The organism is Sphingobium sp. LSP13-1-1.1 (assembly GCF_040676415.1).
Taxonomy (GTDB): domain Bacteria; phylum Pseudomonadota; class Alphaproteobacteria; order Sphingomonadales; family Sphingomonadaceae; genus Sphingobium.
Genome location: NZ_JBEGHU010000001.1, coordinates 504,915 through 525,651, shown reverse-complemented (window position 1 = coordinate 525,651; position 20,737 = coordinate 504,915). Strand labels below are relative to the sequence as shown.

The following is a 20,737-nucleotide window of genomic DNA, read 5'->3' as shown; positions in this document are numbered from 1 at the left end:
GGCGATCAGTCCATTCCTTCGGCCATTATGTCGCGGATCGGACTCGAACATCCTGCCCGGCGCTGAAAATCGCGGGGCGTCATTCCGGTTTTACGGCGGAAAGCCGCGGAAAAGGCGCTTGTGGAGGCGAAACCGCACAGGCCCGCCACCTGCTTGATCGGCATGGAGCACGCCGATAGCAATGCGCAGGCCCGGTCCAGACGGATCTGGGCGATATGGGAAAGGACGGAAGAGCCCATGCTCGTTCTGAATGCCCGAAGCAGATGCCGTGGCGATATGTCAACAAGCCGGGCCAGGGCAGACACGCTGGGCGGGGGGCCATCGGTTTCGCGCACCGCTTCCTCGATGCGCCTGATCTGCCACGGCGCGAGGCCGCCGCGAGCCCTGGCCTGGCGAGGCGGCTGCGTGCGCTGGCTGCGCGTGAAATCGACCAGCAGGGTCGCAATCAGCGCTTCGATGAGCGCAGGCGCGGCGAAGCCCGGCGTGACGACTTCATGGGCAAGCCTGTGCATCGTCCGCGCGAGGGCCGGTTCGCGAAGGTCCAGCGCGGGCGGCAGATGTGCGACCGGGAGCCGCATGCCTTCGCCAGTCCAGTCGTCCGGCATGGAACACATCAGTAGCCTTTGTCGTCCTCCCGCATTGCGGCAGCGCATTTCCGACCCGGCCGGGCGGAACAGCATTCGTCCCACGGGCCGGAAATCCGGCCCGCCGCCCTCGCCATGGAAGCGCGCGACCGATCCATCGGGAACGCGGGAAAGAGACAGCCCGAAAACCGCCGCGTCAGCGCCCAGAACATCGTCGAGGGGAGTGGGCCAATGATAGTTGCGTATCTCCACCATCCCGGCCGGGGACGAAAAACGGGCTTCGGTCGTAAAGGACATGGCGGCATCTCCCTTTGCCAGCGGCGGCCGCTCCTGCCGAATCGCGCCAGCGTCATCTTGCCTCCCGCAGAGAACATATTGCGGGCAGCGACGGGAGCCGCAGCCGATCGGACTAGTGTGGTGGATTTGAAATACGCCTCATTCCAGCGGCTCGGTGGGGAGCGTATTTCAAATCCAAAAACCACAATAGAATCCTATATTTGCTAGTGACCCTGATGAATCAGAAGTTCGTTCAACGCCTACCCAGCAATGTGACGAACTTCTGATTCGGGTCACTAGGCGGGAATAGAGCCAGTGCGGCCAGACTGAGCGGCCGGCACCGGATGCAGGGAGGACATGGCATGGAAGCAGGACTGGAGAGAAGGGCTGGCGAACGGCTGCTGACGGGGGACGCCTGGAACGACCTGTGCGATGTTCTGAAACAGGCGGGACGTGTGATCGACCAGTTCGGCGACGAGGTGAATGAACTCGACCGGACGGAATGGTACAGGTTCCTGTCCCGCCTGGTCCGGCATGGTTTCCATCGCTATGTGGAAAATTCCGAACCGGAAAGACCCCGGCTGCTGGACACACCATGGCGCCAGGGGATCAACTTTCAGTCCCCTGATCAGGACCATCTGATCGCCGAATTTTTCGACGGCGCGCACGACTATCGCGTCGCCGGCAATCGCGGCACGATTCCCTATTTCGTCATGGCCGCGTGGGAGGGTGCCTTTCCGGCCGATCACGGTGCGCGCAACTGGGCGGAGGAGGGTGTTGACGGATTGAAGATGTTCGATCCCGCCGTGATGCGAGCGACGGCCTTCATCGCGAGCGACCAGATCCAATTCGATGAAGCCGGTAATTTCGAAGTCATCGTCAGCAGGGAGAAGCCGCCGGGCGGCGGCGCCTGGCTTCCGATCACCGGCTCCTCCGTGGGGATATTGGTGCGGACGCTCTATCATCTGCGCGAGGAAACGATCTCGCCCTCCTTGCGGATCGAACGGCTGGACGGCGGCATGCCTCGCCCGCTTCGCCCCGCGGAGCTGAGCGCCGGGCTGGCGAGGGCCGGGCAGATCACCCTGGGATATGCCGAGCTGGTCCGCCGCTGGTGGCAGGACAATTTCGACGGCCAGCCGAACCGCCTGTTGTTCGACCTGACCCTTTATCTTGCCAATGGCGGCGTGGCAGACCGACACCATGGGTTCGGCACGTGGGAATGCGGCGCGGATGAAGCGCTGGTTGTCGAGTTCATACCGACGCCCTGTGACTACTGGATCCTCCAGCTGTGCAACATGTGGCAGGAAAATCTCGACAATTATGAGGATGGCGGCGGATATTTGCAGAAATACCGGGCACATTGTGAAGCGGACGGATCGGTTCGCGTCGTCATCGCGCATCGCGATCCCGGGATCGGCGGAAACTGGATCGATCCGTTCGGACATGTGCATGGCGGCTGGAGCCTGCGCCTGATCCGGACGTCGGGCAGCCCGCCGGGGGTTCTCGTCAGGCGCGTCGCGCTTGCCGATTTGCAGGCGGTTGGCCTTGCCTGCCTGGATGGGATTGAGCCAATAGTCAGCGGCGGCCTGGCCGTCTGAGGGAGGGACAGATGTCTGAGACGAAGCTGGACACAGCCTTTGAACCCATTCTGGCGATGCTGGCGGCCGCGCCTCCGGTATCCAGCCTGGCGCCGGAAGAGGCCAGGGCATTGTGGGCCGATGCGGACATGGGCGAGAAGGAAGCGGTCTGGCGCGTACGCGATATGGATGTGCCCGGCGCGAGCGGCGCCATAGCCGCGCGCTTCTATTGTCCTGCGCGTCCCACTGCGTTCATCCTGTATCTGCATGGCGGCGGCTGGGTGCTGGGCGATCTGGCGCAGCATGATCCCGCCATTCGCGCTTTCGCCAACAGGACCGGGGCGGCGATCCTCTCGATCAACTACAGGCTGGCGCCCGAACATCCCTTCCCGGCTGGCCTGGACGATGGCTATGCTGCGTTGAAATGGTGCCACGCCCATCGGGACGAGCTTGTGGGCGCCGCAGCCCCGCTTCTGGTGGCGGGAGACAGCGCCGGGGGCAATCTGGCCGCGGTCCTGGCCCTGGAGGCGCGCAACCGGGGCGGACCCCCGGTCCACGGGCAACTGCTGATCTATCCCGCGATCGATGGCCGTTGCGATACGCCTTCCTGGCGGGAGAACGCCCACTGCCCGCTGCTCACCAGCAGGGACATGGCATGGTACTGGAATCAGTATGCCGGGCAGGGGGATCGGCGCGATCCCCGTCTTTCGCCCTGTGAGGCACGCGATCATGCGGGTCTGCCCCCCGCTGTCCTGGCCATTGCCGGGATCGATCCCCTGCGCGATGAAGGCTTGAATTATGCCGACCAGCTTGCCCGCGCCGGAAACGAGGTGACCGTCCTTCGCTATGCCAGCTTGCCGCACGGATTTTTCAACTTCGCGCATGTCTCCGACCGCGCGGCCATGGCCTTCGACGAAATAGCGGCGGCGACGCGCCGATTGATCGCGGCCGCGCCGGACTCAACGGCGGAGGGGTAGGCGGGGCATACTCTATTCAGGGCCGTCATCAGTTGTATGACGCGGACTGCACCGAATATAGCATGGATATCAGGACGTCTTGCCGGCGATCGAACCGATCGCCGGCAAGACGTCGCTGCAAACAAAACTACTGGATCGACGATCTCATCCAATCGGATCGAAATCGGCTCTACAACTGATCGATCTCCTTGCGCGTCAGCGAGCTGACCAGCCCCTTGTCGCTGGCGGCCAGCTTGTCGAGGGGAATGCGGATCAGATGTCCGTTATAGATGATCGCGGCCGTGCCGTCGGCGACGTCATCTACGCGGCCGATCCGGCGGCCATCGGCCGAAAAGACCCAGGCGCCGCTCTTCACCGATTGACCCGTTTCCGGAGTCTGGGCGGAAACGAACGCCGGGCTGGCAAGGACGACCAGTGCGGTGGCAAGCGCGAAACGAAAATGCATATCGATCACCATCTTGATTGGGGGGCAAAAGCGCGTTGATTGGCTGCTTTGCGCAACGACTAAAGCGCCGCAGAAAAATTGTCGAGTCTGATTCGAAAACATTTGCGATCTGTATTCGGTAATGTTCCATGATAACGGTTTCCAAGGTGAAATATAAAGGATGATGACCAAGTGAAGAGGCAGGCGCGAAGGCATTCGGCGGAAAGGCGTTCCTCGGGCCGTCCCAAGACGCTTTCGCGGGATGCGATCGTCGACGCTGCCTGCGCCATCGGACTGGAACGGCTGGAAATGGCGTGCGTGGCCGAACGCCTGAACACAGGCGTGGCGACGCTATATGGCTATGTGAAAGGGCGAGAGCATTTGCTTCAACTCGTCGCCGATCGGCTGGCGATGAAGGCTCTTGCGGTCGAGGCGGGCACAGACTGGCGTGTCGTGCTGCGGCAGCATGCGGAAATGTGCTATTCGACCTTCCGGTCCGATCCGGCGCTGATTTGCAATCTGATCGAAGGACGCGGGGACGACGAGGAGATCGTCTATGGCCGCAAGCTCGTGGCACTGCTCGAAGCCGGGGGCCTGAAACGGCCGTTGGCGGTTGCAGCCTATATAGAGGCGAACCAGGTCATTATCGGCGCAGCCGTGATGTTGGCGCGCCGCCATGTTCTTGCTCGCCACTCCCTGGATGAAGAGGGCAATCCGGTCCCGCTGCCGTCAATATTAGGCGATTATCGGCCGGCGCTCGAAAGGATCGTCAAATCCGTTGCGGAGCATGGCGCGTCATCGGCCGCGCTGGATTGACGCCGTCGGTCGGCCTTCTGTCCGCCATCAGCGTCGCGCGTGCACCCCGTAAAGGAATGTCTTGACCGCGGCGGCCACCCATTGGCGCTGCTCTTCCAGCGTATGTCCGCTGTCGCCAAAGAGATAGTCGATGCTGCTGGTCGTCAGATGAAGAAATTGCTGGGCCGCGCGGGCATGGTCTTCGACGGTGATGACTCCTTCCAGGGCCTGGCGCTCCAGATAGTTTACCAGTGGCTCCAGCGCATATTGCCGGAACGAAAGGCCCTGGCGGGCCAGCGCAGGCATGCGTTCTGCTTCCATGACGAGCAGCCTGGAAATGGTGCGCGAGTCAGCGCCCATGGCATCATTGTAAAAGCACATGCCAACGCCATAGAGCGTGTCCCAGATGGGCTCTTCGTTTTCTATTACCTCAGCCAGCAGCGTTCTGAGCCGCGTACATGTATGTTTGGCCAGAACTTCCAGTAGTTGTTCCTTGGTCTGGAACTGGTTGTACACGGTCCGGCGCGAAACTTCCGCCCGCGCGGCAATGCTGGCTACGGAACTGGCGTGAAATCCCCGTTCGGTAAATTCGGTCATCGCTGCGCGAAGAATGACATCCTTGATTTCCGCCGCCCTGGCGCGCGTAGGTCTGCCAGCACCCCGGCTACGTTCTGCAGCACGATGCAAAACTTTCTGTTCCCCCGTCTGACGGTCAATATTCGACGTTAACATCCGACAAAAGCCCCGACAATCACGAAATACCACCCTATTTTGCAGACGGACGTCTGCCGAATGGGCAATATTGGTCAATATCGGGCCATAGCGGGTTTCGATTGGATCGTCCTAGCGCGATCGGACGATATCCGCCAAAAGCCTTCTCCGGATTGCGCCCCACTGCCTGCCCGCCACCATTTGTATCCCCTGTCCGCACGGACGATGCCGGGGCCGCGATCGCCGAATAAGCGGGGGCTGGGAGAATGTCGGGCGCGCTGCCTGCAACTTGACTGAGAGATGAGGAAAATGGCGGATAATACCGGTGGCTTTACCTTCGATCCTGACGCCCTGCTCAAGAAATACAGGGAAGAACGCGACCGGCGCCTGCGCTCCGACGGCACCGCGCAATATGTGAAGATGGAAGGCGCGCTGGCGCATTATCTGGACGATCCCTATGCCGAGCGCATCGAGCGCGCGCCCATTGAGGAGGAGCTGGAGGTCGTCATCCTGGGCGGGGGCTTTGGCGGGCTGCTCGCGGGTGCCCGGCTGAAGCAGAATGGCGTTTCCGACGTCCGCATCGTGGAAAAGGGCGGCGATTTCGGCGGCACCTGGTACTGGAACCGCTATCCTGGGGCGGCCTGTGACGTTGAATCGTTCATCTATCTGCCGCTGCTTGAGGAAACGGGCTATATGCCCACCGAGAAATATGCGCGCGCGCCGGAGATTTTCGAGCATTCCAAGCGGATCGGCCGGAAATTCGATCTGTATGACAAGGCCCTTTTCCATACCCAGATCATGGAGGCGCGCTGGAACGAGGAACGCGGGCGCTGGCTGATCAGCACGGATCGGGGCGACCGCCTCTGGGCGCGGTCCTTCATCATGGCATCCGGCCCTCTCCAGACGCCCAAGCTGCCGGGCGTGCCAGGCATAGAGACCTTCAAGGGCCACAGCTTTCACACCAGCCGCTGGGACTATGACTATACCGGCGGCGACGCGCTGGGTGGCCTCGACAAGCTGAAGGACAAGAATGTCGCGATCATCGGCACGGGCGCGACCGCCGTGCAGTGCGTGCCCCATCTCGGCGCGGCGGCGAACGAACTTTATGTCTTCCAGCGCACGCCCTCATCGATCGGGTACAGGAACGATCATCCAACCGACCAGGCATGGTTCAAATCGTTGACACCCGGCTGGCAACAGCGCCGGATGGACAATTATACGGCGGTGGTCATGGGCATTCCCTGTCCCGAGGATCAGGTCGACGACGGCTGGACGAAGATGATCCACGCCGTCATGAGCAAAGCCACGCCCGACATGACGCCCCAGCAACTGGGCCAGATGTTCCAGATGGCCGATTTCGCCTATATGGAATCGGTACGCAAGCGGATCGACGATGTCGTGAAGGACAGGGACACGGCCGAGGCGCTCAAGCCCTGGTACAACCGTCTTTGCAAGCGGCCCTGTTTCCACGATGATTATCTGGACAGCTTCAACCGCCCCAATGTGCACCTGATCGACACGGCGGGGCATGGCGTGGAACGGATCACCGAAGATGCGCTGATCGTCCAGGGCAGGGAATATAAGGTCGATTGTCTCGTCTATGCGACGGGCTTCGAACTGGCCGCCTATAATAATGACGCGGTCATGCCCGTCATCGGCCGGAACGGGTTGACGCTGGGCCAGAAATGGCACGACGGCGCGACAACGCTGCACGGCATGCTCGTCAACGGCTTCCCCAATCTCTTCATCCTGAGCACCACCCAGACCCCTTGGGGGCCGAATTTCCCCCACATGATGAACGAACAGGCGCGCCATATCGCTTATATCATTGCGGAGATGGGCGCGCGCGACCTGAAGACGGTCGAAGTCGCGGAAGATGTGGAGCGCGCGTGGGTACAGTTCCACGAGGACAATGCTGCCGCTGTCATCGAACAATGGGCGGAATGCACGCCCAGCTTCTGGAATGACGAAGGCAAACCGTCCCGCAAACTTGTCCGAAACGGGTCTTTCGGCGGCGGCCTGTTCGCTTTCGTGAAGATATTGGAGGATTGGCGGGCTGCCGGCGCCTTGGAGGGGCTGGTCGCGGACCGCGAGATCGCGTGAAGCGCGGCAGGCGCTACCTTTCGCCTGGCCGGGTTACCCGGCCGGGCATCCACCGTCCGCGTCGCCAGCCGATCGCCGAATGATGAAGGGTTCCTATGCGCGCAGTCCTTTTCAGGGAGGTTGGCCAGCCGCTTGCGGTCGATGAAGTTGCCGATCCGGCGCCGGCGGCAAATCAGGTTCTTGTGAAAGTCGCTCGGTGCGGCATTTGCGGGTCCGATCTGCACATGGCGGAGGGGCATGGCTATGTGCCGCCCCCCGGCACGATATTCGGCCATGAAATCAGCGGCGAGGTTGTCGAGGTCGGACGGAGCGTCGAGGGGGTCGCGGCGGGTGACAAGATTGCCGTCATGCCGATCTTCGGCTGTGGCCATTGTACCGCATGCAGTCAGGGCATGCCGGCCCGCTGTGCGTCGATGCAGTTCACGTCAGGCGGCTATGCCGAATATGTCGCGGTCGATCCGACTTCCGCCATTCGATTGCCATCCACGGTGTCCCTCGACGATGCCGCACTGGCTGAGCCTCTGGCGGTCGCGCTTCATGGCATCGTCGCCGCGCGGATCATGCCGGGCGATGTGGTGACGATCGTGGGCGCGGGGCCGATCGGCCTTGCCGCTCTCTTCTGGGCCCGCCATTTTGGTGCCGCCCGGACCTATGTGATCGAAAAAGTCCCTGAACGCCGGGCGATCGCCGAAAGGATGGGGGCGACCGGCGTCTTCCTGCCCCAGCCGCCCTCCGGCGGCGACGGCTTTGCCCGCCATTATGGCGAATTGCCCATGGGGGAAGCGGCCGATGTGGTGGTCGAATGCGTCGGCCGCCCCGGCCTGCTCATGGCGTCGGCGGCCTATGCGCGGCATGGCGGACGGCTGGTTTCCCTTGGCTATTGCTTCGGCGATGACCCCATCGTTCCGGCTGGCCTCGGTATGCGCGAATTGCAGCTCCATTTCCCGCAGCTCTATACGCGCAGCGAGTTTGAAATGTCGGTCAACGTGCTGGACGCGGGAGCTGTCGAGCCGCGCCACATGGTGACCGATACGGTGGGGCTGGATGCCGTGCCGGAAATGTTCGAGGCTCTGCGCACGTCGCCGCGACAGTGCAAGGTGTTGATCACGCCATTCCCATGATGCGGACGGCCAGCCCGGACCGCCGCAACATACAGGAGGAGGATATGGACAAGGCGATACAGATCGGCCTGGCCAAACGACTTCTCGCCCATGCTGAGGCGAAGACGACGGATGCCGCCGAAAGCCAGATGCGCGTTCCGGTCACCGATTATTTCGACCGGCGGATCTGGACGAGCGAGGTCGGGAAAATCTACAGGCAGAAGCCTCTTGCGGTCGCGCTCTCCTGCGAATTGCCGGACGCCGGGTCGTTTCTGTCCCTGACGATCCTGGACACGGCCGTTCTCATCACCCGCACGGCAACGGGATTGCGGGCTTTCCTCAATGTCTGCCGCCACCGCGGCGCGGTTGTCGCACCGGAAAATTGCAGCGGCCGGCAGACGCGATTTTCCTGCCCCTATCACGGATGGACATATGATAATGAGGGACGCCTGCTGGGCGTCGCCGATGCCGCCACTTTCGGCCCGGTGGACCGGGCCAGCCGCGGCCTCACGGAACTGGCTGCCGCCGAACGATCGGGCCTGATCTTCATCGTCCTGACGCCCGGTATCTCGTTCGACATCGGCCAGTGGATGGCCGGCGCGGACCGGCATATGGGGCTGGAACAGCGGCTTGCCGATTATCGTGTGGTCGGATCGCGAACCGTGCAGGCCGCCAATTGGAAGCTGGTCGTCGAAGGACATCTGGAGGCGTATCATTTCGCGCAGTTGCATCGGGACAGCGTTGGCCGTTTCATGGTGTCGAACTGCACGGCGCTCGATCGCTTCGGTCCGCATATCCTGATCACCTTCTGCCAGAATTCGATACACCGGCTGCGCGACATTCCGGAGGCGCAATGGGAGCCGCTGAGGGAAGACATGATCAACCCCCAATATCTGATGTTTCCGGGCACGATGGTGACGATATGGGATTCGGCGATCATCGCGCAGGTTATCCAGCCAGGGGCGGAGCCGAGCAGTTCCGTTAGCCGGCTGGTCTACGGCGTCAAAAAGGATCTGGCAGACAATGATCTGGCGGCCGCGCAGGCCGAGACGATGCTGGATGGCGTGGCGAAGCTGGTCGCGGACGAGGATTATCTGGCCAGCTTCCAGATCCAGCGCGGCCTCGCCAGCGGCGCGCAGGATGCGATCCTCTTCGGCCGCAACGAACTGGGGCCGATCTTGTTTCATGAAAATCTCAGGCAGCAAATGCCCTTTGCCGCCGAATAGCCGACAGATGAGGGCGATCCGGAATGAGGAAAGCAGGATGATCGATGCGTTGAAACCAGCCGTAACGAAGTTCAGGAGGGCATTGTGAGCGGCCGGGACTTCTGCCTGGAGCCGCTCGGCGTGCCGGAGTTGAACGGAGCCAAGCTCGTTGACGCGGCGGCGCAGGCAGGATTTCGCTTCGTCAGCATCTTTGCCCATGCGCCAACCCCCGAAATGCAGGTCGATGAGGTCGTTGGAGACCTGGGAAAGCGGCAGGAGATGCTTGCCCGCATGAAGGAGACGGGCGTCGGCCTGCTCAATCTGGAATGCTTCAACCTGACGCCTGAGGCGGACCCGGAAAGTTTCCGCCGGGCGCTGGAATGCGGCGCTGCGCTGGGGGCGCGTACGGCGACGGCGATCGTCTGGGAGAATGCGGATCGGGCCGACGCGTTGACCAAATATCAGCGGACCTGCGACATGGCCGCGGAACATGGCATTCGGGTCAATGTGGAATTCTTCGCGGCATGCAGGAGCCTGTATGGGATTGCCGCCGTTCGGGATTTCGTTCGCGATGCCGGCCGAACCAATGGCGGCGTCGTTCTCGATATATTGCACCTCATGCGAACGAGTGGCGGCCTGCTGGGGCTGGATGGGATCGATCCGGACATGGTCGGATCGATCCAGATTTGCGACGGGCTGGCAAAGCCGCCGGTCGATGCGCTTGACGAGGCGCTCAACCGGATGTTGCCGGGAACGGGGGAATTCCCGATCCGGGCCATGCTGGACTGGGCGCCGGCCGATCTGGTGATCGGCGTGGAAGCGCCACAGGCCGCCCTGTTCGGCAAGGTGCCGCCAGAAGAGCGCGCCCTGTCCATGTATGAGGCGGCTGCGCGCGCGGCTTGCGAACCCGGATCATAGTTGACCCGTACATATTGCGGGCTGGTCCGCCGGGCTGATCTGCGTTCAGAAAAGATCGGCCATCTGACGGATCGGATCCTTTCCGTCCCAGCCCCTGGCGGCCCGCTTTATCTGTTCATAGGCGTCGAAAATCTTCGCGGCGGGACCGACCATCTTGTTGGTTTCCAATATCTCCACGAAATGGCCCAGCCGTTCGCGCGCATCGACATAGCAGAAGCGGATACGGTCCTCCCCCGCGAGCGATACGCCCTTATAGGTCGCCATCTCGCCGGCCTGTTCATGACGGGCGACGATCGCATCATAATCCTCGTCACTTTTGACGTAGCTGTGGTGGAACAGTTCGCGTCGCCCGGCGATCCCCTCGGCATAGATGGAATGTCCACCCGCTGGCACCTGGAGCAGTTCGATCTGCAGATCCCCCTTGTACCCGAAGGCGACCTGTATCCTGTCATAATGCGCGGCCTTGCCCTGATAAGTCAGGTCGTAAAGCGGGAATTCGGCGAAATAGAACGGGCCGACGCCGTCCCTGGCGATCATGTCGAGCGCGGTAGCCTTTATGTCCTGCGTCGAATATGCGACTTGGGAAACTTCGGTCATCAATACCTCTCCTTGCTCCAGCAAAGGCAGAGTAGCAGCAGCCGTTCGCCGGTCTTAGTCCGGTGGGACGTTGGCTGCGCGATCCATGGGGATAAACCGGCATGATAGCTTGATGGTTGCGACTGAAGGAGATGAAGGTGTCGAAGAATGTGGGGAGTGTCCTGATCAAGGGCGGTCAGGTCATCGATGGCACGGGTGCGCCTGCATTCGCGGCGGACGTTCGCTTGGCGGACGGCCGCATTGTCGAGGTCGGGCCCGATCTGGCGGCGGGCGCATCCGAGGTGTACGACGCCTCGGGCTGTTATGTCAGCCCCGGCTTTATCGACACACACACCCATTATGACGGTTCGCTGTTCTGGGATCCGTCGTGCGATCCGATCCTGCAGCATGGCGTGACGACCGTCCTGATCGGCAACTGCTCGCTCGGCCTCGCCCCGGTGCGCAAGGAAAGCGTGTCCGATCTCGCCACGCTCTTCAGCTATATCGAGGATCTGCCGAAGGACACGTTCGAACAGGAAATTCCCTGGACCTGGGAAAATTTTGAAGAATATGCCGCCGAGATGCGGAGCCGCCGGTTCGGCGTCAATGTCGCGTCCCTGGTCAGCCACTCGCTGCTGCGCACCTTCGAACTGGGACAGGATGCCTGGACGCGCGCCTCGAACGACGAAGAGATCGGGCGGATCACCGCCAATTTCGATTCCGCCATGGCGGCAGGCGCCTTCGGCATTTCCAGTTCGCGGTTCGACCGCAATCCTGAGGGCGATCTGGTGCCCAGCTTCCATGCGGACAACAGCGAACTGGCTGGCATCTTCGGCATCGCGCAAAAGTACAAGGGCGTGTTCCAGGTGATCCCGGACATGGGGAGCCTGGATCAGCAGGAGAAGGACCTGCGGGAATATTGCGGTTATTCGATCAAGCATGGCGGCGTGCCGGTGCTGTCCAACGGCATCTATCAGCGCCCGGACGACCCCGATTACCATCCCCGGTTGATGAAGATGGCCAGGGAAGAGCGGGCGAAGGGCGCCAACTTCCATTTCCTGGCTTCGCCACGATCGATCGAACTGCTGGTGAACTTCCACCAGGCGATGGTCTTCATCTATGTGCCCAGCTGGAATGCCGTGGTGCAGCCGGGCATGGCGATCGAGGAAAAGCGGCGGCGCCTGGCCGATCCCGAATGGCGGGCGCAGGCGCGCGCGGACTGGGATTCAGTGAAGGAAGGCTTCCCGAGCGGCGGCATGATCCGCGGCTTCCGCATCGTCAAGGTCGGGAAAGCGGAATATGAGAATTATATCGGCAAGACGTTCGACGTCGTCCTGGACGAGCGCGAAGGTCATCCGTCCGACATTCTGGCTGACTGGGTGCTCGAAAATGATTTCGAACCCGAGTTCGTCTATCCCTTCACCAATACGGACGAGCGCATCGTCGGCGAGTTGCTGGCGGCGGACGAAAGCATCATCAGCGCGAGCGATGCCGGTGCGCATATCGGGATGTTCGACGGCGCGGGCGACACCACGCTCGTTCTCACCCGCCACGTGCGTGATCGCCCCGACATGACGCTGGAAAATGCCGTGAAGCGCATGTCGCGCGATCAGGCGCTCATCCTTGGACTGAAGGACCGCGGCGTCATCACGGAAGGCGCGATAGCCGACATCGCCGTCTTCGACCTCGACAAGCTGCACTGGGATGTCGAGAAGAAGGTGCAGGATGTTCCGGGCGGCAAGGCGCGGTTCCGCCGACCGGTGGGCGGCTTCCGCTACACCTTCGTCAATGGCGTCCTGGCGCAGCGGGACGGGGAACTGACCGGCGAACTGGCTGCCCGCTTCCTCGATGCGAGCGATCGCATCGCGGCCTGAACAAGCTGCGATGATGGCGGAACCTGAGCTTCCGCCATCTGCGCTTCGCTGCGCCCTTGGGCCGATGGCTGGCGGAGTCGTCTCTCCAGGCTGAAGAAGGGTGCGGAATGGACACAAGACTGGATGGCCAGGTCGCGATCGTGACGGGGGGCGCCTCCGGCATAGGTTTCGCGACGGTCCGAAGCCTGGCGGCATCCGGCGCTCGGGTCTGGATGGCGGATATCGACGAACCGGGAAGTCTCGGTGCGCAGGCCTCGCTGCGCCGGGATGGCCTGGATTGCGTCGTCAGGCCAGTCGACATGGGCGATCCCGTCAGCATCGCGGCCCTGGCGGGAGAGGTCATCGATGATGAGGGCGGCATCGACCTTGTCGTCAACAACGCCGTGCGGACGGACGGACGGGATGAACAGGTCGCGGATATAGACGCGGCATTATGGCAGGAGTTGCTGGCGGTCAATCTGATCGGGCCAGCGCTGTTGGCGCGCGCTGCCATACCCTCGATGATCAATCGCGGCGGCGGCGCCTTCGTCCATGTCGCGTCGGTTGGCGGCTTGCGCGGGGAAGATACCAGGACCTGTTACGGCACTGCAAAGGCGGGCCTGCTCGGCCTGTCGCGATCGATCGCGGTGCAATATGGCAAGCAGGGCATCAGGAGCAATTGCATCGCGCCCGGACTGGTGATGACGCCGGCGGCACAGACGGCATTTGATCCGGCAATGCTGGACATGCTGCGGCATCATCATATGACGGCGGAGCTTGGGACTGCTGACGGAATTGCTAAGGCGATCACCTTTCTCCTGTCGCCCGCCGCCGCTTTCCTGACCGGCCATGTCCTCGTGATGGACGGCGGCTTTTCGATTGCCACCCCCATTGTGCCGGCCTTCCGAAGCATGGGGCAGGACGGATGACGACCCCTCGCCCCTTTGTCATCGATGTGGAGCAGTCCACGCTCGACCGGATCGACCGCAAGCTCGCCGACAGCCGCATCGGCTATGCGCCACAGGACGACAGGGACTGGCGCTATGGCACCGACGCTTCCAGTCTTTGCGCCTTTGTCGATCATTGGCGCAACGATTATGACTGGCGGGCGCAGGAAGCGATGCTGAATCGCTGGCCGCAGGCGCTGGCCGAGGTGGATGGCGTGCTGCTGCATTTCTATCATATTCCCGCACCCGGCGGCGAGGCCGGACGACTGCCCATTCTGCTGATGCATGGCTGGCCGGGTTCGATCGTCGAGTTTCAGGCTGTCATCCCCCTTCTTCTGGATGCGGGCTATCCGCTCGTCGTGCCCTCCATTCCCGGCTTCGGATGGTCCGGCAAGCCGCCTCGTCCCTTGGGGGAAAAGGCCATGGCCGCGCTGATGCGCAGGCTGATGGTGGATGTTCTGGGATATCCCCACTTCCATGTGCAGGGCGGCGATTTCGGATCGCTGGTCGCGACGCAGCTAGGCATCTGGCATGCCGATGCCGTTGCCGCTCTCCACCTCAACTTCTACCTGCCCGACGGTCCCGGAACATCGGCCGATCCGGAACTGCAAGCCTATTGGCAACAGCTCGCATCGCTCACCTATCCCGAATCGGGCTATCTGCATCAGCAGGGGACGAAGCCGCAGACACTGGCGCTCGCACTGCACGACAATCCCCTCGGTTGGGCGGCCTGGACCCTGGAAAAATTTCATGGATGGAGCGACTGGCGGAGCACGGGAGCGAACGGTTTCCAGACCGATCAGCTGATCACCAACATGATGACCTATCTTGTCACGGACTCGGTGATTTCATCGATCTGGATGTATCACGGCTCGTCCCATGAACAGGGCAAGGAAGGGCGGGTCGAAGTGCCGACCGCGATTGCGCGTTTTCCAGGCGAATTTTACCCGTTGGCCGACCGATCGCTCGCCGCACGGCGCTATAATATCGTGCGCTGGACGGAAATGACTGCCGGCGGGCACTTCGCCGCGATGGAAGCGCCGGAGGCGTTTGCCTCCGATCTCATCGCCTTTCTGGACGGCCAGGATTGCTGACCCGGAATTTTTTTGCAGCTTTCGGGAATCCGGGCTGCGGTATGCTGGTGGCGGCGGCGTCACAGGCAAATGCGCATAGGATTTCTGTTCAACCACGATCAGATTCATCAGATCGCCCACAGCCTGCCCATTGCCATCGCGCTGGCAAAGGGGGGCTTTGCAGGCGAAATCATGGTCGCCACCACCAACGGTCAACTGGCCGCCGAAGTCAGGCGACTGGCCGGGGAATGGCTGGATTCGAAAATCCAGCATGTGGAACTTTCGCTCTCCCCCTCTACGGCCAGGATCAGCCGGCTGCTGGAACATGTCGTCCCGGCCTCCAAATTGCTGGTTTATCGCGACAATCTCGATTTCTTCCGCAGCCTTGATATTCTGGTCGTCGCGGAAAAAACATCGCTGCTGCTCAGGTCGCGCTATCGCCTGGACAATCTGTTCATCGTGCATACCCGCCACGGTGCGGGTGACCGGGCCATTGGTTTCGACAAGGCCAGCGCGCGCTTTGACCATGTCCTTTGTTCGGGCGAGAAGATCCGCCGCCGATTGATAACCGAAGCGCAGGTTGATCCGGACGCCATCAGCATCGTCGGCTATCCCAAGTTCGACATGATCCGCCAGGCTGGACGCAGCTATCATGTGGAGCGCGATCGGCCGACCGTGCTCTACAATCCGCATCCCTCGCCGCACCTTTCGTCCTGGTACAGGCATGGGCGGCAGGTGCTTGACCATTTCCAGCGCCATGACGATCGGGCCCTGCTGTTCGCGCCCCATGTCATGCTGTTTCAACGGCCGTTCGTGGTCACCATCGACAGGCTGACGATCAGCCGGGCGGGCGTGATCGAAAACCGCTATCTGCACGGGGACAACATCCACATCGACCTGGGCAGCCGCGCGTCCACGGACATGAGCTACACGACCGCTGCCGACATCTACCTGGGTGATGCGAGCAGCCAGATCTATGAATTCCTGCTTCGTCCGCGCCCTTGCATCTTCCTGAACAGCCACGCAATCCAATGGGAAGGGAATCCCAACTTCGCCCATTGGCAAGCCGGTGAAGTCATTTCCGATCCCGCAGCGCTGAGTTCCGCGCTCGACCGCGCGGACGCTCTGCACCACGAACGATACCGCGCCGTGCAGGAAAGGCTGTTCGCCGAGAGCTTCGACCTGAATGGCCGTCCCTCGTCCGAAAGGGCGGCGGAGGCGATCGCCATGCTGGCAGAGCGCCGAAGCACCGGTCGTGATCCCCTTTCGGCCGTTCGCGCGGCGTGACGGCGCTGCTGACCATCATCCTTCCCTTCTTCAATGAACAGGGATGGATCGGCCGCACGATCGACAGCCTTGTCGCGCAGAATGACGAGCGCTTCCTGCTGCTGCTGATCGACAACGGTTCGACGGATGGAGGCGCGGCCGAAGCGGCCATCCATATCGCGGCTCTGGGCGACCGCGCGAGAATTCTCTCCTGCCCCACACCGGGGAAAATCAATGCGCTGGCGGCCGGTCTAGCGCAGGTCGATACGCCGCTGGTCGCCACCTGCGACGCGGACACCATTTACCCGTCCGATTATGTAAGGCGCATCATCGCCCTGTTCGGCCATCATGACGGCGCCGCGGCGGTGATGGCGATCGACCTTTATGCGCCGGCAGAGGATATGCGTTCGCAGCGCCGCATCGCCTTCATCCTGCGCAAGGGCCGGCGCTTTGCGACCAAATGCCATGCCGGCGGCTATGCGCAGGCCTTCCGCACCGCGGCGCTGCGCGCCGGCGGCGGCTTCGACGCAGCGCGCTGGCCCTATGTGCTGGAAGATCATGAGATCGTCCATCGCATCATGCGCCATGGCCGCGTGGTCTACCATCCCGACCATGTCTGTTTCCCCTCGGAACGGCGCGTATCACGCGATGCCGTAAGCTGGACCAGGGCAGAGCGATTGCTCTATCGCTATTTGCCCGGCAGGGCGCTAGACTGGTATTTCTATCATTTCCTGGGGCGCCGCCTTGCCGCCCGCAACAGCATGGGCGTCGCCTTGCGGAACAAGGATTGGGCTTCGCCATCGGCATGACGGAACGCGTTGGAATTGCAGGGCGCATATTCAAGGGATTGGGACTTGTGCTCGGCGGAAAGGCGGGCGCGGGTGTCATCAGCCTGATTTACCTCGTCATCGCGGCCCGCGCCCTCGGGCCGCGCGACTATGGTATTCTGGTGCTGGTCCATGCTTATGTGACGGCGGTTTGCGGTATCGTCGAATTTCCTGCCTGGCAGGCGATCATTCGCTATGGCGCGGAGGCGACGGCGGACAATTCGCCCCATCGGCTCGCCAGGCTTCTGCGGTTCGGCACCACGGTCGAACTCGCCGGGGGTGCCGCAGCGATCTTGGTGGCGATGATATTGGCCCCGTTCGTCGGGCCGCATCTTGGCTGGCCACCCCAGACGGTCGCCTTCGCCATTCCCTATAGTTTCGCTGTGCTGGGGTCGGTGCGTTCGGTACCTGCCGGCTATCTGCAACTGATAGGCCGTTTCGACCTTATCGGGGTGCATAATCTGGTTCAGCCGACGATCCGACTGGCCGGCGCGCTGCTGGCGCTATTGACGGGATGGGGCATCGCCGGCTTTCTGGTCGCATGGCTGATCGCCGCGCTGGCCGAATTCGCGGTGCTCTGGGGCATGGGGTGGTGGTGTGCGCGCCGCCGTCTGGGGCCCGTCCTGCATCGTCCCGAAAGCGGCAGCGCGAGGACCGACAATCCCGGCATCTGGCGCTTCCTGGTCGCCAGCAATGCGGATGTCACACTGAACGAACTGGCCGGCCGCATAGCGCCGCTGATCGTCGGCTGGGTGCTTGGACCGGCCATGGCCGGGCTGTTCGCCATCGCCCAGCGCGCCACCGTGATCATCGCCCAACCCGCGCAGATATTGGGTAACACCGCCTATGCCGAACTGGCGCGCATGGTGGCGGCGGGCGAAGGCGGCGCTCCGTTGCGCAGGACATTGGTCCGGGTCGTGGGCATCGCCCTGGCCGCGGCGGCGCCCGTCGTCCTGATCGCCGCACTCTTCCCGACGCCGATCATCACGCTGCTGGGCGGGACGGCGTTCAAGGCGGCGGGCGGCATCATGGTCGTGCTGATCGCCGCGCGCATGATCGCGGTCATTGGGCCGCCGTGCAGCTCGGCCCTGTCCGCTATGGGATATCCCGCCCTGTCGATGAGCGCCAACCTGTTCGCCAGCATGATCTTTCTTCCGATACTGCCATGGTTGCTGAGCGAAGCTGGCCTGATGGGCGCCGGTTTGCAGGCGGTGGGGCAGGCGCTGCTGTCCAGCGCCCTGCTTTCAGGCCTGGTGTGGCGGCGGAGCCAGCTTCATTGAGCCGCCCGCGGATCGCCTATGTCATCAACTCCGTGGAGGGGGGAGGGGCAAGCCAGCCCGTTCCCGCCATAGCCCGCGTGCTCCGCGATGGCGGAGCGCAGGTGCGCCTGTTCGCGCTTACCCCCCGGGATCGCCGGGGCCTTCCCGCCATGGCGGCGGCGGGGCTGGATCCCGCCGTGCGCGAGGGCGGCCTGACGGACCATGTCGCCGCCGCGCTCTGGCTTCGGCGCGAACTGCGGGCCTGGGGCGCGACCCATATCTGGTCGTCGTTGAGCCGCGCGACGATCCTCAGCCTGATCCTTGGTCCGTCCATGGGCCTGCCGGTGATCTGCTGGCAGCATGCGGCCTTCCTCAAGCCCTGGAACCGGCGCCTCATGCGGCTGCTGTTGCGGCGCGCGACGTTGTGGGTAGGGGATTCCCGGTCCGTGACGGACCTGACCGCGGAACGGCTCGGGGTTCCGCTGGAGCGCCTGAGATGCTGGCCTATCTTCGCGGCCGATCCGGCAATGGTCGAGGCGCGGCCGTGGCAGCCGGGCGAATGGCTTCGCATCGGCAGCCTTGGCCGCCTGCATCCAGTTAAAGGCTATGACCTGCTGATCGCTGCGCTGGCCCGGTTGAAGGCTGGCGGCTTCACCCCCGCTACTCCCGTCCAGTTCGTGATTGGAGGCGAGGGCGCGGAACGGCAAAGACTTGAGGCCATGGCAGCGAGCGCGGCGCTCGACACCATCGCCTTTCCGGGCTTCGTTGATCAGCCGCACGCCTTTCTTTCGAACCTGCATGCTTATGTGCAACCCTCCCGGTCGGAGGGATTCTGCATCGCCGCGCATGAGGCATTGACGGCGGGGCTTCCCGTCCTGGCGTCGTCGGTGGGGGAACTGCCCTATTCCATCCGTCAGGATGCGACCGGCCTGATCGTTCCGCCCGGCGATGCCGACGCTCTGGCGCGGGCGCTCCAGACCATGCTGTCGCAGCCGGACGGGCTGCATGCGATGGGGCAGGCCGCGCGGGCCGACATGCTGGATCGCTTTTCCTGGGCGCAGTTTGCGGCTACGGGCGGCGCGATCCTGAACGAAATCGTCCCAGTTGACGCTGAACGTCCAGCGCCAGGCCCCGCAGCGATGCGTCGATCCGCTTGACGTCGAACAGGGTGATGTCGCCGCATGCCGTCAAGCTGTGCATGCCCTGGCTGTAGTCGCCGACGTCGGCGGGGGGTATCAGGGCATCGCCGGCCTCCGCCTCGAACCGCTGCTCATCCAGGCGATTGATCCACAGGGGCCTGAGTGCGCCGCCATAGGTGGCGGTGCAATCCTGCACCGGCAGCATGATCCTGTCGCCGAGCGTGACAGCGGTCCCGCCCGGACGGGAGGAACGGGGGTCGATCCGCACGGGATTGGCCGGGTGGGGAATCCATGGGCCGCACAGCCTGTCCGCCCAGGCGACATGAAGATGGGCCAGCTTCGTGGTTCTGGTCGTCGCTGGTGAATAGAACAGGTACCAGCGTCCGTCCCGCCGGAGGATGGTGGCGTCGACGGGCACGCAATCCAGTGCGATGCGGCATTCGGGCCGCCAGTCCAGAAGACCGCCATGATCGCGATAAAGCGTCAGGGCTCCCGACCGGTGCGCTTCGGGCAGCATCCAGACGGCGCCGTCTGCGGCAAAGACCTGCGGATAGGAGAGATGCCAAGGTTCGCTGAGGCAGGGGTTGCGATCCACAAGCTGCATATGTTCATCGAAAAGCAGCTTTTCTATTGTTCCGTGCCGGGAACGATAATCATATTGCTCAACGAACAGATGCAACCGCCCCTCTTCGTCGCGCAAGCCGAAAGGGTCGGCCAGAAACTGGAAGGACGGTTCCTCGGCAAGCCAGGTGACCGGCCCGTCCATCGCGCCGGTCACCAGAACATGTTCCAACGGGCGGGCGAGTATCCCGCATCTCCATATGTCCTTACGCCGGGGCATGATGGTCCATATCAATTGTATCGGGGGGCGTGAAGCCGACATGCTGGCATGGATTGCCCTGGCTTGGGGGATCACTCCATCGTCAAATGTCTGTTGTCTTGCAAAGTCTTCGGCAGATGTTGAAGCAATAATCGCAATATATGCATAGAGATTTCAGCTATTTATAAGATATAATATCCTATCATAAAATACTCATATCCATCATTGTCATAAATATGCCAAAAATGACGAATTACGCCTATATTAAATTTAGTTTAGATTGATCGACAATCTTGCGGCACGCCTC

Annotated in this window: 19 protein-coding genes; 14 read left to right on the top strand and 5 right to left on the bottom strand. The window is 62.5% G+C overall.

Going from position 1 to position 20,737, the window contains the following annotated elements; translation table 11 throughout:
* Nucleotides 1-5: 5 nt before the first annotated feature.
* Nucleotides 6-881 carry an AraC family transcriptional regulator gene (locus tag MRBLSP13_RS02205; protein ID WP_363736449.1) on the bottom strand — a complete coding sequence of 292 codons (876 nt, stop codon included), beginning with the start codon at nucleotides 879-881 and terminating at the stop codon, nucleotides 6-8.
* 341 nt (nucleotides 882-1,222) lie between these two features.
* On the opposite strand from MRBLSP13_RS02205, the gene MRBLSP13_RS02200 reads away from it, so the two are divergent.
* Both MRBLSP13_RS02200 and MRBLSP13_RS02195 read left to right on the top strand, forming a co-directional pair.
* Nucleotides 1,223-2,458 (top strand): hypothetical protein, encoded by a 1,236-nt coding sequence (locus MRBLSP13_RS02200; RefSeq protein WP_363736448.1) that lies wholly within the window; start codon nucleotides 1,223-1,225, stop codon nucleotides 2,456-2,458.
* Nucleotides 2,459-2,469: 11 nt separating this feature from the next.
* A complete protein-coding gene (locus tag MRBLSP13_RS02195; RefSeq protein ID WP_363752404.1) occupies nucleotides 2,470-3,414 on the top strand; it encodes an alpha/beta hydrolase in 945 nt (314 codons plus the stop codon).
* Nucleotides 3,415-3,583: 169 nt separating this feature from the next.
* On the opposite strand, the gene MRBLSP13_RS02190 is transcribed toward MRBLSP13_RS02195, so the two are convergent.
* Nucleotides 3,584-3,871, bottom strand: coding sequence for a hypothetical protein (locus tag MRBLSP13_RS02190; RefSeq protein ID WP_363752402.1), 288 nt, complete (start codon nucleotides 3,869-3,871; stop codon nucleotides 3,584-3,586).
* Nucleotides 3,872-4,030: 159 nt separating this feature from the next.
* Between MRBLSP13_RS02190 and MRBLSP13_RS02185 the strand changes: the two genes are divergently transcribed.
* A complete protein-coding gene (locus tag MRBLSP13_RS02185; RefSeq protein WP_363752400.1) occupies nucleotides 4,031-4,654 on the top strand; it encodes a TetR/AcrR family transcriptional regulator in 624 nt (207 codons plus the stop codon).
* A gap of 27 nt (nucleotides 4,655-4,681) precedes the next feature.
* Here MRBLSP13_RS02185 and MRBLSP13_RS02180 read toward each other — a convergent pair whose 3' ends face one another.
* The gene (locus MRBLSP13_RS02180) at nucleotides 4,682-5,443 is read right to left on the bottom strand and encodes a TetR/AcrR family transcriptional regulator (RefSeq protein WP_363736443.1); all 762 of its coding nucleotides are present in this window, start codon (nucleotides 5,441-5,443) and stop codon (nucleotides 4,682-4,684) included.
* Between the two features lie 210 nt (nucleotides 5,444-5,653).
* Here MRBLSP13_RS02180 and MRBLSP13_RS02175 point away from each other — a divergent pair, with 210 nt between their 5' ends.
* From MRBLSP13_RS02175 to MRBLSP13_RS02160, 4 genes are all read left to right on the top strand, one after another.
* The gene (locus MRBLSP13_RS02175) at nucleotides 5,654-7,447 is read left to right on the top strand and encodes a flavin-containing monooxygenase (RefSeq protein ID WP_363736441.1); all 1,794 of its coding nucleotides are present in this window, start codon (nucleotides 5,654-5,656) and stop codon (nucleotides 7,445-7,447) included.
* 95 nt (nucleotides 7,448-7,542) lie between these two features.
* Nucleotides 7,543-8,568 (top strand): zinc-dependent alcohol dehydrogenase, encoded by a 1,026-nt coding sequence (locus tag MRBLSP13_RS02170; RefSeq protein WP_363752398.1) that lies wholly within the window; start codon nucleotides 7,543-7,545, stop codon nucleotides 8,566-8,568.
* Complete coding sequence (locus tag MRBLSP13_RS02165; RefSeq protein WP_363752396.1) at nucleotides 8,565-9,773, top strand: aromatic ring-hydroxylating oxygenase subunit alpha; 1,209 nt, start codon at nucleotides 8,565-8,567, stop codon at nucleotides 9,771-9,773. The genes MRBLSP13_RS02170 and MRBLSP13_RS02165 overlap by 4 nt, the downstream gene beginning before the upstream one ends.
* 84 nt (nucleotides 9,774-9,857) lie before the next feature.
* Nucleotides 9,858-10,670 carry a sugar phosphate isomerase/epimerase family protein gene (locus MRBLSP13_RS02160; protein ID WP_363752394.1) on the top strand — a complete coding sequence of 271 codons (813 nt, stop codon included), beginning with the start codon at nucleotides 9,858-9,860 and terminating at the stop codon, nucleotides 10,668-10,670.
* A gap of 45 nt (nucleotides 10,671-10,715) precedes the next feature.
* On the opposite strand, the gene MRBLSP13_RS02155 is transcribed toward MRBLSP13_RS02160, so the two are convergent.
* Nucleotides 10,716-11,267, bottom strand: a complete 552-nt coding sequence (locus MRBLSP13_RS02155; RefSeq protein WP_363736434.1) for a hypothetical protein — start codon at nucleotides 11,265-11,267, stop codon at nucleotides 10,716-10,718.
* A gap of 137 nt (nucleotides 11,268-11,404) precedes the next feature.
* On the opposite strand from MRBLSP13_RS02155, the gene MRBLSP13_RS02150 reads away from it, so the two are divergent.
* The 7 genes from MRBLSP13_RS02150 (at nucleotide 11,405) to MRBLSP13_RS02120 (ending at nucleotide 19,628) form a co-directional block, all read left to right on the top strand.
* Nucleotides 11,405-13,120 (top strand): N-acyl-D-amino-acid deacylase family protein, encoded by a 1,716-nt coding sequence (locus MRBLSP13_RS02150; RefSeq protein ID WP_363736432.1) that lies wholly within the window; start codon nucleotides 11,405-11,407, stop codon nucleotides 13,118-13,120.
* A 107-nt stretch (nucleotides 13,121-13,227) separates the two neighbouring features.
* A complete protein-coding gene (locus MRBLSP13_RS02145) occupies nucleotides 13,228-14,028 on the top strand; it encodes an SDR family NAD(P)-dependent oxidoreductase (RefSeq protein ID WP_363736431.1) in 801 nt (266 codons plus the stop codon).
* Nucleotides 14,025-15,140: an epoxide hydrolase family protein gene (locus MRBLSP13_RS02140; protein WP_363736429.1), complete on the top strand. Its 1,116-nt coding sequence runs from the start codon at nucleotides 14,025-14,027 to the stop codon at nucleotides 15,138-15,140. The genes MRBLSP13_RS02145 and MRBLSP13_RS02140 overlap by 4 nt, the downstream gene beginning before the upstream one ends.
* A gap of 69 nt (nucleotides 15,141-15,209) precedes the next feature.
* A complete protein-coding gene (locus MRBLSP13_RS02135) occupies nucleotides 15,210-16,406 on the top strand; it encodes a hypothetical protein (RefSeq protein WP_363752392.1) in 1,197 nt (398 codons plus the stop codon).
* On the top strand, nucleotides 16,403-17,194 hold the full coding sequence (locus tag MRBLSP13_RS02130) for a glycosyltransferase family 2 protein (RefSeq protein ID WP_363752389.1): 792 nt from the start codon (nucleotides 16,403-16,405) through the stop codon (nucleotides 17,192-17,194). The genes MRBLSP13_RS02135 and MRBLSP13_RS02130 overlap by 4 nt, the downstream gene beginning before the upstream one ends.
* On the top strand, nucleotides 17,191-18,492 hold the full coding sequence (locus MRBLSP13_RS02125; protein WP_363752387.1) for a lipopolysaccharide biosynthesis protein: 1,302 nt from the start codon (nucleotides 17,191-17,193) through the stop codon (nucleotides 18,490-18,492). The genes MRBLSP13_RS02130 and MRBLSP13_RS02125 overlap by 4 nt, the downstream gene beginning before the upstream one ends.
* The gene (locus MRBLSP13_RS02120) at nucleotides 18,489-19,628 is read left to right on the top strand and encodes a glycosyltransferase family 4 protein (protein ID WP_363752384.1); all 1,140 of its coding nucleotides are present in this window, start codon (nucleotides 18,489-18,491) and stop codon (nucleotides 19,626-19,628) included. The genes MRBLSP13_RS02125 and MRBLSP13_RS02120 overlap by 4 nt, the downstream gene beginning before the upstream one ends.
* Here the strand turns inward: MRBLSP13_RS02120 and MRBLSP13_RS02115 are convergent.
* Entirely contained in the window at nucleotides 19,540-20,451 is a 912-nt protein-coding gene (locus MRBLSP13_RS02115; RefSeq protein ID WP_363752382.1) for a glucosamine inositolphosphorylceramide transferase family protein, read from the bottom strand. The genes MRBLSP13_RS02120 and MRBLSP13_RS02115 overlap by 89 nt on opposite strands.
* Nucleotides 20,452-20,737 lie beyond the last annotated feature (286 nt).